General features: G+C 68.9%; 13 protein-coding genes and 1 pseudogene. 9 read left to right on the forward strand and 5 right to left on the reverse strand.

Annotated features, from left to right (window positions below; genetic code table 11):
* The first annotated feature begins 78 nt into the window (after positions 1 to 78).
* The 8 genes and pseudogenes from ABD209_RS15100 (at position 79) to ABD209_RS15130 (ending at position 5061) form a co-directional block, all read left to right on the forward strand.
* A complete protein-coding gene (locus ABD209_RS15100) occupies positions 79 to 930 on the forward strand; it encodes an alpha/beta fold hydrolase (protein WP_344067676.1) in 852 nt (283 codons plus the stop codon).
* Positions 870 to 1037 (forward strand): annotated as a pseudogene (locus ABD209_RS19880) (hypothetical protein); the annotation flags it as partial. The gene ABD209_RS15100 and the pseudogene ABD209_RS19880, both read left to right, overlap by 61 nt.
* A 47-nt stretch (positions 1038 to 1084) precedes the next feature.
* On the forward strand, positions 1085 to 1918 hold the full coding sequence (locus ABD209_RS15105) for a VOC family protein (RefSeq protein WP_344067678.1): 834 nt from the start codon (positions 1085 to 1087) through the stop codon (positions 1916 to 1918).
* Positions 1915 to 2616, forward strand: coding sequence for an FAD-dependent monooxygenase (locus ABD209_RS15110; RefSeq protein ID WP_344067680.1), 702 nt, complete (start codon positions 1915 to 1917; stop codon positions 2614 to 2616). Before ABD209_RS15105 ends, ABD209_RS15110 begins: the two co-directional genes overlap by 4 nt.
* The gene (locus ABD209_RS15115; protein ID WP_344067682.1) at positions 2573 to 3325 is read left to right on the forward strand and encodes an FAD-dependent monooxygenase; all 753 of its coding nucleotides are present in this window, start codon (positions 2573 to 2575) and stop codon (positions 3323 to 3325) included. The genes ABD209_RS15110 and ABD209_RS15115 overlap by 44 nt, the downstream gene beginning before the upstream one ends.
* On the forward strand, positions 3322 to 3672 hold the full coding sequence (locus tag ABD209_RS15120) for a hypothetical protein (protein ID WP_344067684.1): 351 nt from the start codon (positions 3322 to 3324) through the stop codon (positions 3670 to 3672). The genes ABD209_RS15115 and ABD209_RS15120 overlap by 4 nt, the downstream gene beginning before the upstream one ends.
* Positions 3669 to 4670, forward strand: coding sequence for an amidohydrolase family protein (locus ABD209_RS15125; RefSeq protein WP_344067686.1), 1002 nt, complete (start codon positions 3669 to 3671; stop codon positions 4668 to 4670). Before ABD209_RS15120 ends, ABD209_RS15125 begins: the two co-directional genes overlap by 4 nt.
* 34 nt (positions 4671 to 4704) lie before the next feature.
* A complete protein-coding gene (locus ABD209_RS15130) occupies positions 4705 to 5061 on the forward strand; it encodes a VOC family protein (RefSeq protein WP_344067688.1) in 357 nt (118 codons plus the stop codon).
* A gap of 42 nt (positions 5062 to 5103) precedes the next feature.
* Here ABD209_RS15130 and ABD209_RS15135 read toward each other — a convergent pair whose 3' ends face one another.
* From ABD209_RS15135 to ABD209_RS15155, 5 genes are all read right to left on the reverse strand, one after another.
* The gene (locus ABD209_RS15135) at positions 5104 to 7599 is read right to left on the reverse strand and encodes an alpha-amylase family glycosyl hydrolase (protein WP_344067690.1); all 2496 of its coding nucleotides are present in this window, start codon (positions 7597 to 7599) and stop codon (positions 5104 to 5106) included.
* Positions 7600 to 7648: 49 nt separating this feature from the next.
* Complete coding sequence (locus ABD209_RS15140) at positions 7649 to 7996, reverse strand: PIN domain-containing protein (RefSeq protein WP_344067691.1); 348 nt, start codon at positions 7994 to 7996, stop codon at positions 7649 to 7651.
* Positions 7993 to 8208, reverse strand: coding sequence for a type II toxin-antitoxin system Phd/YefM family antitoxin (locus ABD209_RS15145; RefSeq protein WP_344067693.1), 216 nt, complete (start codon positions 8206 to 8208; stop codon positions 7993 to 7995). Before ABD209_RS15145 ends, ABD209_RS15140 begins: the two co-directional genes overlap by 4 nt.
* A gap of 175 nt (positions 8209 to 8383) precedes the next feature.
* The gene (locus tag ABD209_RS15150; RefSeq protein WP_344067695.1) at positions 8384 to 10096 is read right to left on the reverse strand and encodes an ABC-F family ATP-binding cassette domain-containing protein; all 1713 of its coding nucleotides are present in this window, start codon (positions 10094 to 10096) and stop codon (positions 8384 to 8386) included.
* A gap of 178 nt (positions 10097 to 10274) precedes the next feature.
* Positions 10275 to 11531, reverse strand: a complete 1257-nt coding sequence (locus tag ABD209_RS15155) for an NAD(P)/FAD-dependent oxidoreductase (protein ID WP_344067697.1) — start codon at positions 11529 to 11531, stop codon at positions 10275 to 10277.
* 124 nt (positions 11532 to 11655) lie between these two features.
* On the opposite strand from ABD209_RS15155, the gene ABD209_RS15160 reads away from it, so the two are divergent.
* Entirely contained in the window at positions 11656 to 13284 is a 1629-nt protein-coding gene (locus ABD209_RS15160) for a helix-turn-helix domain-containing protein (RefSeq protein ID WP_344067699.1), read from the forward strand.
* The last annotated feature ends 12 nt before the right edge of the window (positions 13285 to 13296 follow it).

Genomic DNA, 13296 nt, shown 5'->3' on the forward strand with positions numbered 1-13296 from the left:
TCGGCTTGACATTTGTGACGTTCTTACTTGATGCTTTCATCACAGTATTTTGATGAGTTCATCACTTTAAGGACAGGCATGAGCCTCTTCGAACGGTCTGTGCGCGTCGGCGCCCGGGACATCCGCGTGGCCACGACCGGGAGCGGGCCGGAGCTCGTCCTCCTGCATGGCGGCGGCCCTGGTGCCAGCGGGGTGGCCAACTGGACCCGCAACATCCCGGCGCTGGCCCGGCACCTCTCCCTCGTCATCCCCGACCTGCCGGGCTACGGCCGATCGAGCAAGCACCTCGATCACGACGACCCGTTCGGCGACCTCGCCGCTGCTATCGGCGGCCTGCTCGACGCGCTCGACATCCCGCGTGCGCACCTCGTCGGCAACTCCTATGGCGGTGGCGCGGCGCTGCGGCTTGCCCTCGACCGGCCGGATCGCGTCGACCGGATGGTCCTCAACGGCCCCGGCGGCATCGGCACCACCCGTGCGCTGCCGACGCGCGGCCTGAACCAGTTGCTCGACTACTACGGCGGGGAGGGACCGAGCCGGGAGAAGTTGGCGACCTTCATCCGTGAGTCGCTGGTCGCCGACGCCTCCGCGATCACCGACGAGGTCATCGACGGCCGCTATCGCGACAGCCTTGACCCGCAGGTCAGGGCCGATCCGCCGCTGCGCCGGCCGAGCGGTCGGACCGCCCCACGCACGATCTGGCGGATGGACCTGACCCGCGACGCGCGCCTGGCAACGTGCACCGTCCCGACGCTGGTCATCTGGGGCACGCTCGACAAGGTCAACCGACCGAGCGGCGCCCCGCGGCTGGCGCACACGATGCCGGACTGCAGCGCGTATCTCGCTGCGGGCGTTGGCCATTGGGTTCAATGGGAGGCGCCCGATCTCTTCAACCGGCTCGCGATCGACTTCCTCGGGGCCGGCGCGTGACCCGCCCCGACGTCTTCGGCGCCATTCATCTGGGCTATGTGGCGATCGAGACCCAGCGCTTCGCCGACTGGCGCCGCTTCGGCGCCGACGCCATCGGCCTTCACGTCGACGAGCTGACCCGCGACACAACCCGCTTCCGCTTGGACGAGCACGTATGCCGTTTCTCCTCCAGCGCGGGCCCGCCGAGGACGTCACGGCGCTGGGCTGGCAGATCGACGACCAGGAGACCTTCGAGATCGTCCTCGCCCGCGTTGCCAACGCCGGCGTGCGCGTGAGTGAGGCGACACCGGAGGAATGCAATCTGCGCGGGGTCGAACGGCTGTGGCGCTTCCCCGGACCGAAGGGCATGGCGACCGAGATCTTCACGGCCCCAACGACATCCACGGCACGGCTGCGCATGCTTCAATCGGGCTTCGTCACCGGCGCGTCCGGGATGGGCCATGTCGCCATCACCGCACGTCAACCCGATCGCGTCCGCGGCTACTACGACCGCGTCTTTGACGCCCGCCTATCAGGCTGGGTCCAGGAGAACATCGCCGGCGCTCGCCTCCGGATCCGCTTCCTACGGGTCAACGGGCGGCACCACTGGGTGGCCGTCGCCGGCGTCCAAGGCCTGCGCATCGACCCGATCCGGACCGTGATTCAGCATCTCAACACCCAGGTCGAGTCGCTCGATGACCTGCTCGCCGCCTATGAACGCGTCATCGCACACGGCTTCCACATGCAATGGAGTGCCGGCCAGCACACCACTGACCGGGAGTTGTCCTTCTATTGCGTCACCCCCTCGGGCTTCGAGTGGGAGCTTGGCTGGAATCCGATCGTCGTCACCCCCGACCTCGAAGAGCATTGGGCCCCAAAGACATACGACTCGATCTCCATCTGGGGACATACGCCGATCGGCGAGTCCGTCCTGACCCGCCTGACGCAATTCCGGTATGCCGCCGCCTCCCTGCGCGGCGGTCGTCCCGAGCTTCCGGTGTTGCGATGAACCGCGACGAGGCTGGAGTAGTGCGGGACGAGGTGGCCTACGACGTCTGTGTCGTCGGGCTCGGCCCCACGGGTTTGGTGATGGCGCACCTGCTCGCCCTGCGCGGCCTGACCGTGCTCGCCCTCGAGCGGGAGCCGCAGTACTACGGGATGGCCAGGGCCGTCTATACCGACGACGAATGCCTGCGTATCCTCCAGGCCGCCGGACTCGCGGACGAGCTGCACGCCGACATGCTTGTCGGCCTGCCGGTCCAGTGGATCCGGGCGGACGGGCGGGTGCTCGCCCATTTCCACGACCCGAGTCGACGCAATGGCTGGCCGACATCGAACTTCCTGTATCAACCGGCCTTCGAGTCGACTCTGGAGCGCCGTCTGGCAGAGCGGCCGGGCGTGACCATTCGCCGCGGACGGTCCGTGACGTCTGTCGAGCAGGACGATGACGGCGTGAGCGTTCACCACCAGGAATGCACGGGCGCCGGCTACGGCCGACGTGACGCCGAACTGGTCGACGGGACGAGCGAGGTCACCCGTGCGTCCTATCTCGTTGCCGCCGATGGCGGCCGTAGCGGCGTTCGTACCCAGCTCGGAATCTCCATGTCCGGCAAGAGCTTTCCGCAGCGCTGGCTGGTCGTCGATCTGCGCGCCCCAACAGGGGGTGGATGCGTTCGGGCACCTGCCCTACTTCGACTTCATCTGTGATCCCGCACTGCCCACTGTCAGCTGCCCACAGCCCGGGCGCAGACATCGTTTCGAGTTCATGCTCCAGGACACCGACGACTCGGCCGACTTCGAATCGCCTGCACGCGCCAGGCAGTTGCTGGCTCGGCACCTCGATCCCCAGGACGTCGTGATCGACCGGCAACTCGTCTACACCTTCAATGCCCTGGTCGCCGACCGGTGGCGCGCGGGGCGGATCTTTCTTGCCGGCGACGCCGCGCACATGACGCCGCAGTTCATCGGTCAGGGCATGAATGCCGGCCTTCGGGACGCGGACAACCTTTCCTGGAAGATCGCGGATGTCATTCTGCGGCAGGCCGATCCGTCCTTGCTCGACACCTATGAGAGCGAGCGGCGGCCCCACGCCAAGTCGATGATCGATATCAGCGTGTTCAACAAAGACATCGTCTCCACCGCGCGCCCGGGCGCCATCCGGGCCCGCGACCTCGGCATCGGCGCCACGATGCGCGTCCCGGGACTGCGGCGGGTGCTCACCGAAGCAAAGCTCAAGCCGCGGCCGCGCTACCGACGCGGCTCCTACTTCGGTATGCCGCGTGGCCCGCTCGGTGTGGAAGCCACCCTGGCGCCGCAGCCGGTCGTGCGCACGCGCGCGGGTGGCTCGGCCCGCCTCGATGACGCCACCGGATCCGGGTGGGCGGCCATCGGGATCGGCGTGGATCCACGCAGGTGATCGATCCCCTTCAGTGGGCGCCGGTGCAGCCGACCTGGACGCGGCTCTTGCCCGCCGGTGGGCGGCCGCGATCGGTGACGGGCCGGCGCGAGCCTGACGACCCGGAGTTGATCGACCTCGAGGCGCAGGATGCGATGCTCGCGCACTGGCTGCGCCGAGCGAGCATCACGACCGGCGACGTCGTCGTCCTGCGACCGGACCACTACGTCTTCGCCATCGTCCACGCAGCCCCCGGCGGCTTCCCTTCCCGCGCTGGCTCTCGGCGTGCTGCGTCGGAACGAACGGGCGCGCGCGCAGTCGGGCTGTTGCATAGCCGCTATCCGAGCAACGAGAAGGTGTCGCCATGAGCAAGAGTCCCAGGCGCATCGACGTCCACCATCATTACATCCCCCCGGCCTACAGATTGTTGTTGCGCGAGAAGGGGATTCGACCGGGTGGAATCTCCTTACCCCGGTGGGCCGCTCCCATGGCCTCGACAGTCATGGCGGCCAACGGGGTCGAGACGGCCGTCGTCTCGGTGTCGACGCCCGGCGTGTGGTTCGGCGACGTCGCCGAGGCCCGCCACTGGGCCCGGCGGGTCAACGAGTTCGGGGCTGCCTTGGTGGCCGACAACCCACGTGGCTTCGGCTTCTTCGCGACCCTGACGCTTCCCGACGTCGACGGCGCACTGGTGGAAGCGGCATACGCCCTGGATGTGCTCAAAGCCGACGGCATCGTCCTGTTGGCCAACAATGCCGGGATCTACCTCGGCGACCCCCGCTTTGCGCGGCTGTTGGCCTTCCTGGACGAACGCGGCGCCGTGGTCCTCATCCACCCCGGTGAGTTGCCCGGTGAGCCGGTCGAGAGGTTACCCAGCTTCGCCGCGGACTTCCTCCTCGACACCACCCGCTCCGTGCTGAGCCTGATGTCAACGGGTGCCCTAGAGCGGTATCCCCGGATTCGGTTCATCCTCGCCCACGCCGGCGGCTTCGTGCCCTATATCGCCCACCGCCTCATCCTGGCGACCCTGCGCGACGAGCCGAAGATCAAGGTGGCCGGCCTCCTCCTCAACCGCAAGCGTGCGGTGGCTGCGCGGATGCACGTGTTCAAACGGTTCTGGTACGACACCGCCCTCTCCTCGACGCCGGCGGCCTTCCCCAGCCTGCTCGCTGTCGCGGACCCCAGCCGGATCGTCTTCGGGTCGGACTTCCCCTTCGCCCCCGCGCCGGCGGTGAAGTTCATGCGTGCCGAGTATGAGGACCTCTCCCTCCCGGCAGAACTGCGAGCCGGCATCGACCGCCGTAACGCCGAAGCTCTCTTTCCTCGCCTCGCCACTGCCAGATCCCACGGTCCCGGTGAGGGTTGACTCTGACACCGTTAGAGGGCCCATCCTGAAGGACATGACATTCACCCCAGCCGCAACCACCCTCGACTGCTCCGATGTCGCCGCCGTCTCGGCCTTCTGGTCGGCGACCCTCGCCCGCCCGCTGGATCCCGGCGCCACGAGCTATTTCGCGAGGATCTCCGCCGACGGACCCGGCGCGGGGACATGGATGTTCATCGGTGTGCCCGAGCCCAAGACGGCGAAGAATCGCCTGCACATCGACTTCGTCAGCGACGACCGCATCGCCGAGGTCGAGCGCTTGCTGGGCTTGGGCGCGACGAGAGTGAGCGACCACGACGAGTTCGGCCACCGCTGGAGCACCCTGCGCGACGTCAAGGGCAACGAGTTCTGCGTCGCCGACGCGCCCGCCTGACCAAGCCCCCCGCCCCAATCCCCCCGTCGAGCGGCTTCCCGGTCACGGGGCCAAGGCGGTGGCGTTGTGCGTCGCTGAGTCGTAGGTCAGGGTGACCGGAGCCGTGTCGCCCGGCACCGAGAACGGGATATTGGCACCATCCTTGGCGCCGTCGGCGCCATAGTTCTCCGCCCACGAGCCGCCGATCGCGATCTTGAACTCGTAATCCCCCTTGGGCAGCGACGTCAGCTTCAGGGTGAAGGTGCCGTCGCCGTCGGGGTCGGTCAGCGCCGTCGCCGCGCACTCCGGCTGCCAGTCACCCGGGCAACCCGCCTCATCCTGGAAGCTGCCCGCAGCAATCACCTCAGCACCATCGCTCTGCGGCGCAGCGACTTTCGCCGTCATCGACCCGTACGACGTCTGCCCGTCGAGCGTGCGCGCGACAGCGACGATGTCGTAGCTGCCGGCCGACAGCGAGCCGGTGTCGATATAGAGCCCGTATGCCGCGTTGTCGTCAGTCCCGAGGACGCGCCAGTCCGCACTCCCCTGTTTGCGGATCGCGAAGGTGACCTCCGCAGGAAGGTCCCCAGCGAGAGTCGCTGTGACTTTGGCCTGGCCGTTCAGCGTCCCGCCGGTGCCCCCCGCCACCGTCACTGGCGGAGCCGCAGAGGCTTTGGGCACGGCGGCGCCGGCCTTGAGCACCGTCACGGCTCGTGCGGGCACGACCATCTCCAGCTTCCCGTCCGCCCCCGCCTGCGCGCCGGCACCGCCGAGGAGCGAGGCGAAGGCAATGCCCGGCGATGCCGTCGGCACCGAAACCCGTTGCTCCTCCTTGGCGTTGTTGGCCGCGACGAGATATTCCACCCCGGAGTCCCGGTCGATCCGGGAGAAGGCGTAGACACCCTCGCCGTCCGCGGCATACCGCTCGATCTGGATGCCGGTCGCAAGCGCGGGGTTGTCAGCGCGCAGGTCCGTGAGCGCCGCAATGTGTTGGTAGAGAGGCACATCGGTGTCGTAGCGATCGCGGGCGCCGGGGTGACCGCCGATGATGCGGTCCGCGGCGTACTGCTCGACCCGGGTCTTGAACAGGTCCTGGCGCGCATCCTTATCGCCACCCCAGCCGACAAAACCTTGCTCGTCGCCGTAGTAGGTGACGGGCTGACCGCGAGTCAGGTACATCAGCGACATGGCGAGCTTGTCGCGCTGGAGCAGGTCGTCATCGTCGTCCGCCGCGCCGACGAGGAAGGAGCCGATTCGGCCCATGTCGTGATTGCCGAGGAAGGTCGTCACGACGTACGCATTGGAGTCGGCGTCGAGATAGGTGTCGTCGGCGGCATACAATTTGCTCAGCAATTGGGCGGAGTGACCGGAGACGAAATCGACTGCCGCACTTTGGAATCCGAAGTCCAAAGTGCCGGGCAACCGACCTGTGGTCGAGTAGAGCGACATCACCGCAGGCGAGGTGTCGTAGACCTCGCCGAACATGAAGAACTCATCGCGGCCGGCGGCGCGCGCATGCGCCATCAGCGCCGGCCCGAACTTCCGCCAGAAATCCAGATTGACATGTTTGACGGTGTCGATCCGGAAACCGTCGATGCCGAAGTCGATCCACTTCTCGTAGATCGCGATCATGCCGTCGAGGACCTTCGGGTTCTCGGTGAACAGATCGTCCAGGCCGCCGAAGTCGCCGTAGGTCGATGATTCGCCCTCGAAGGTGGAGTTGCCGCGGTTGTGGTAGAGCGTGCGGTCGTTGAGCCAACTCGGGGTCTTCGCCTCGGCGTCCGCGGCACTGCGGAAGATCGGCACATAAGGGAAAGAGGTCGCGGCAGACAGCGCGGGGAACCCGGCACGGTCCGCCACCTCGGCATCGTCGAAGGACTTCCCCGCCGCATCCTGGTACGGCGAATCCGCCTTGGAGACATACGAATACGTGCCGCTCTCGTAGTCGATGACGTCGGCGGTGTGGTTGGTGACGATGTCGAAATAGACCTTCATCCCCTTGGCGTGGGCCGCCGCAATCAGAGCCGTCATCTCGTCATTCGTGCCGAGATGCGGGTCGATGCGAGTGAAATCGGTGATCCAGTAGCCGTGATAGCCGGCGCTCGCATCCTCACCGCTGCCCTGCACCGGCCGGTTGACGAAGGACGGCGTCAGCCAGATCGCCGTCGTCCCCAGGCCCTTGATGTAGTCCAGCTTGCCCTGCAGACCCGCGAGATCGCCGCCGTGGAAGAAGCCCTTGTCGGTGGGGTCGAAACCAGTGGTGACGCGATCACCGCTCAGCCCGCCCCGGTCATTCGCCTTCTCTCCGTTGGCGAATCGATCGGTCATGACGAAGTAGAAGTTCTCGTGCCGCGGCGTCGCGACCCGCTTCGCCAAGGCCGCGACCTCAGCCCCCGACAGGCTCACCGGTCCCGGAGGCCTGCCCGCCGCACCCGCCGTCCCGGTCGAGGGGGAGGGCGATGAGGGATCCGACCCGCTGCGGCGAGTCACGCCATACGCGACGAGGGCACCCATGAGGACGCCGATCAGGGCGAGGATCAGGGAGCGGCGACGGATCACCCTGGCAGGCTATCCCGCGGACACCGAGAAGACCGGCGCGCGGGCCACGTCAGGACGGGCGCCGCGGGATCCCAGGCCGGGTGATTCCGACCACGGTGACCAGTTCGTCAACACCCACGAAATTACCGGGGCTGGTGGTGAACAGCGGAAGGTCGTTCGCGCACGCGACGGCCGCGATCTGAAGATCGGCGACGCGCCGGCGCGGTTGACGGCCGATCCCGGCCACCGCTGCGCAGATCCGACCGTAGGCCCGAGCAGCAGAGGCATCGAATGGCAAGGGGTGGAATTCATGCTCGGCACGCTGCAGCACATCCATGCGGGCGGCGCGCTCGCGTCGGGCCACGACGTCGTCACCGACCACGAGGTGCACGCCGGCACACAACTCGGCCAGGGTCACGGCACTGGTAGGTCGGGCGTGGCCGCCTCGGCAGAGGACGCTGCGAAGTCCGCGCGACTGACGAATCGTCGACGTCGGGGCAACGGAACCAGTTGACGGATGTCTCTGCCCTCACGCGTCACGGTGAAAGACTCCCCAGGCTCGACGGCGTCCATGATCTCGCGTGATCGCAAGCGCAGGTCGCGTTGGTTGATGGCGACAGGCTGCGTCACGCGCTCTTGGTAGCACCGTGCGCCACGACGTGCTACGCGGGGACTGAGCGTGAACTCGACGACTGGCTCTGCTGTCGTCGGGTGGCACCACGCAGGTGGGCGCACAGTGGCGGGTTCCCAGGATCACGAATGCCGGGAACCATCGCGGCGATACTCGTCGCGCGGAGGACCCGGCTCAGCGCGGGCGCACCACGCGGGTCTCGTCCCACACCGGTTCGGGCGATTCGTAGACCCGGCCGTCCGCGCCGAAGACGAGGAACCGGTCGAACTGCCGCGCGAACCACCGGTCGTGCGTGACCGCGACCACGGTCCCCTCGAAGGCGTCGAGCGCCTCCTCCAAGGCCTCCGCGGAGTGCAGGTCGAGATTGTCCGTCGGCTCGTCGAGCAGCAACAAGGTGGCGCCGGACAACTCCAGCAGGAGGATCTGGAAGCGCGCCTGCTGACCGCCCGAGAGCATCTCGAAGGTCCGCTCGCCCGCCATTGCCAAGCCGTAGCGATCGAGGGCCTTGGCTGCCTCCTCACGTGCCTTGCCGGCGCGATGGTCGTCGCCGCGATGGAGGATCTCGATCAGCGAGCGGCCGTGCAGGCTCGTGTGGTCGTGGGTCTGGGCGAACCAGCCCGGCCGGACCCGCGACCCCAGCCTCGCGACCCCGCTGTGCGCCACGGGCGTCGGCGCGAAGTCCCCGACCGGCCGGTGCTCGATGTCCGGATCACTCCCGCCGGCGGCGAGCAGACGCAAGAAGTGCGATTTGCCGGAGCCATTCGAGCCGAGCACGGCGATGCGCTCGCCGAACCACAACTCGGCGTCGAAGGGTCGCATCAACTGGGTCGCCGTGCCGCCGTCAGCGGCGCCGATCTGCAGTTCCAGGCGCTCGGCCACCACGGCGCGCTTGGCCGTTCGCCCGCCGGTCAGCCGCATACGAACGTTCTGCCGCAACGGAACTCGCTCGGGCGGCCCGGCTTCCTCGAACTTGCGCAACCGGGTCTGGGCGGCTTGATAGCGCGAGGCGAGACCGTCGTTGTAGGCCGCCTTGACCTTATACATCTGCACGAGGTCCTTCAGCTTCTGCCGCTCCTCCTCCCAGCGGCGCAGCAACTCCTCGAGCCGTTCGTTGCGCTCGCGGCGAGCCTGCTCGTAGGTCGTGAAGGATCCCGGGTGCACCCAGATCGTGGCGCCCGCCGGATTGGGTTCCAGGGTGGCGATCCGGGTGGCGGCCCGCGACAACAACTCGCGGTCATGGCTGATGAAGAGCACCGTCTTGGGCGAGGCGACCAGCGCCTCCTCCAGCCAGCGTTTGCCGGGCACGTCGAGATAGTTGTCCGGCTCGTCGAGGATGAGCACCTCCTCCGGTCCGCGAAGCAGCGCTTCGAGGACGAGCCGCTTCTGCTCTCCGCCGGAGAGGGTGGTGACCTTGCGCCACTGCGCCTTCTCGACCGGCACGCCGAGCGCGGCCATGGTGCACTCGTCCCAGAGCGTCTCGAGCTCGTAGCCGCCGACATCGCCCCAGTCGATGAGCGCCTGGGCGTAGGCCATCTGGTCGGCCTCCTCGTCGCGCTCCATCATCGCCAGCTCGGCCCGGTCGATCTCGGCCGCGGCCCGGCGCACCGGCTCGGCGGCGGCCATGAGCAGCAGGTCGCGAACGGTCTTGTCGTCGCGGACCTGCCCGATGAATTGGCGCATGATCCCCAGCCCACCGGAGCGGACGATGGTCCCGTCCTGACCGGGCAGGTCGCCCGCGATCAGCCGGATCAGCGTGGTCTTGCCGGTGCCGTTCGGCCCGATGAGCGCGGTCCGGCTGCCCTCCCCGACCCGCAGGTTCACTTCGCGCAGCAGCGGCCGCCCGTCCGGCAGCGTGAATGCGACTCCCGCGATATCGACATGACCCACGGGTCACGATCATCCCGTATGCCGCCCACTCCCCTCAACGCTTTTCCTCGCCTCCAGCCCCGTCGAGTGGCCGGTTCAGCCCCGTCGAGTGGCCGGTCCAGCCCCGTCGAGTGGCCGGTCCAGCCCCCTCGAGTGGCCGGTTCAGCCCCGTCGACGCGCGCTGTGGGGCGGCTGCGCGTCATCGGGTGGGCGAGAAGGGCAGGAGTTCCTGCGGCACCAGGCCGGTCGCGATCTGCTGGGCAAGAAGTTGGCCGGTGACCGGGCCGAGGGTGATGCCCCACATGCCGTGTCCGCCCGCAACATACACGCGCGGATTGGCGGTGACGCCAATCAGCGGCAGGCCGTCGGAGGTGCACGGGCGCGAGCCGACCCATTCGTCCTTGCGGTTGTCCAGGTCCGCGCCGGCGAGCAGCGGGCGGGCGGCCTCGACGATCGCCTTGACCCGCCGCCGGTCGAGCGGCGCCTCGGGCCTGCGGAACTCCATCATCCCGGCGACGCGCAGCCGGTCGCCGACCGGAGTGCAGGCCACGCGGGCGGCGGGGAAGTAGACCGGGCCATTGGGCACCCGGTCCATGGCGACCGAGAAGCTGTAGCCGCGGCCGGCCTGGACGACCTTCTTGACGCCGAAGTCGCGGGCGAGCAGCCCGAGCCAGGCCCCCGTCGCGATGACGACCGCATCGAACTGCTCGGTCTCGCCGCGTTCGGTGGTCACCGACATACCGGCCGGGTCCTGGTCGATCCAGCGCACGGGGGTCGCGATCTCCAGACGGGCACCGCGGGCGCGGACCGAGTCGGCGAGGGCGTTGACATAGACGCCGGGGTTGACATAGCGCTGGTCGTGCAGGAGCAGCGCGGCGCCGATCTCGTGGGACAAGGCGGGCTCGATCGCGCGGGCCTGCTCCCCGGTGAGCACGTCGAAGCGGATGTCCTGGCCGGCCTCCTTGATGTGCGTCATCTCTTCCAGGAGGGTCTCGCGCTCGGCTTCGGTGCGGTAGGCCGCGATGAACGACTTCGCCTCATACGTCTCGGCGTCGACGCCACCTGCCCCGAGGGCGTCGAAGGCGGCGAGCGCGCGGTCGTTGATGGGGACCAGCGAGCCCATCGCCTTCTTCCACGCCGGCATCGTCGAGCGCTTGGTGAAGCCGGCGACGAACTTGAGGAAGAACTTGTCGGCGCTCGGCGGGACGTAGACCGGCGAGCTGGGATTGAGGACGGCGCGCACGCCGTACTTGAGCACCGCCGGCTCGGGCAACGGGGTCGCGATGCCCGGGGTCAGCCAGCCGGCGTTGCCCCACGACGAGCCCGACGCGACATCCTGACGGTCGAAGACGGTGACGTCCATCCCGTGCTCTTGGAGGAACCAGGCGGTCGAGAGGCCGACCATGCCGGCGCCGACGATGGCGATCTTCTGCGGGCGAGGGGACGAGGCGGGCATGTGGGGGCCTTTCGCGAACGAGGGGTATGCCGCGTCCATGGTCCCGCGCCCTCGCGCCAGATCTCTTGTTCCTTGCGTCCAAGTCATTGGGTTGCTTTTGTGACGAAAGCACTAGGCTGCCATGATGATCGCGCTGGCGGACGTGACCCTCACCCTGCGCGGGCAGATGGTCGTCGTCGGCCCGGGCACTGGCGCACCGATCGACGACCTCGTTGTCATGGAGTCACCGCGCGAGCACATCGGCGGGCCGGGCGATCTGGTCCTCGGGGTCTGCCTCGACACCCCGAAACGCGCGCTGGCCGCCGTGGAGCGCCTCGGGGACCGCGGTGCGCCCGGACTCGTGGTCCGGACTCGGCCGGCCGCCGATCCCGAGGTGGTCGCCGCGGCGCACCGGCGCGGCGTGGCCTTGGTGGCCCTGGCCGAGAACGCGAGCTGGGCGCACGTCATCCAGGTGCTGCGCGAGGCCCTGAACCGGGCCGCGACCGGCGCCCCACGAACCGTCGCCGACGACCTGTTCGCCCTCGCCGATGCGGCGGCCGGCCTAGTCGAGGCGGCGGTGACCATCGAGGACGCCCGCCACCGGGTGCTGGCGTATTCCTCGCGCCAGCACCGGGCCGATCCGGCCCGCGTGTCGACCATCGTCGGCCGCCGTGTCCCCGCCGCCGTCGTGTCCACCTTGCGCGCCGGGGGTGTCTTTCGCCGGATGGCCCGCAGTGACGAGCCGTTCTTCCTCGCTGCCGGCGTCACTCCGGACCTCGGGGCGCGATTCGTGGTGCCGGTGCGCGCGGGGGGTGAGTGGCTCGGCTCGATCTGGTGCGCCGTGGACGCCCCACCCGCTGCGCCTGTGATCGAGGAGCTGCGCACGATGGCCGCGGCCGTGGCCTTGCAGTTGCTGACCCAGCGCGCGCAGACCGACCTGACCCGGCTGGTCTGGCTCGACCGGCTCCGGCAGTCGCTGGTGGAGCCGGCCGCGGACGCGGCGACCTGGCTGCCGACCGGTCCATGGCGGGTGGTGGTGCTGGCCGGGACGCCGGACCCGGCCGGCCGGCCGCTTTCCGAGAGTGCCCGTGAGCTGCCGCTGCTCGATCTATGGGTGGCGACCCTGCGCCGGCGGGGCTGGCCGCAGCCGGCACTGGTGGATGTGGCGGATGGCGTTTTCGCCATCGTCACCGACGCCGCTCCCATCGCGAGGGGACGGGAAGGCCACGATCCGCTCGCTCGCGACGGCATCGCGCCATCCACCGTCGGGCGCGCGGGCACGTGGGCGTGGCTGCGGGCGGCCGTCGAGGATGTCGCCTCGGCCGGCTGCCTGGTCACCGCCTGTGCCGCGACGCCGAGCGAGGTGGCGGCTGACCTGCCGCGCGCTCGGCGCGAGGCGCTTGAGGTCGCCGAACTCTATGCCCCGCACGGAGATTCGACGGTCCGCCAGGCGGATGAGGTGTGGCCCGCGCTCACCATCGCCCGCGCGACGCGGGCCGTCGGTGGTGACCGGCCGATCGGGCCCCTTGCCGCCCTCGCTACCGACCCGGCGGACCAGGAGCGGGATCGGCATACGCTCCGGGCCTGGCTCGACCACCCAGGCGCGCCGCGGCGCGCCGCTGCCGAGCTCGGCGTTCACGTCAACACGGTGCGCTACCGGATGGACCGGATTGCGGCCCTGCTCGACGTCGACCTCGACGACAGCGATGTCCGACTCGCCCTCCAACTCCTGCTACGCGCCCACCACACCCCTGACCCGTTCCCACCGAACTGACCTGCGCAACCA

It is taken from the genome of Nostocoides vanveenii, assembly GCF_039531165.1.
Lineage (GTDB): Bacteria > Actinomycetota > Actinomycetes > Actinomycetales > Dermatophilaceae > Nostocoides_A > Nostocoides_A vanveenii.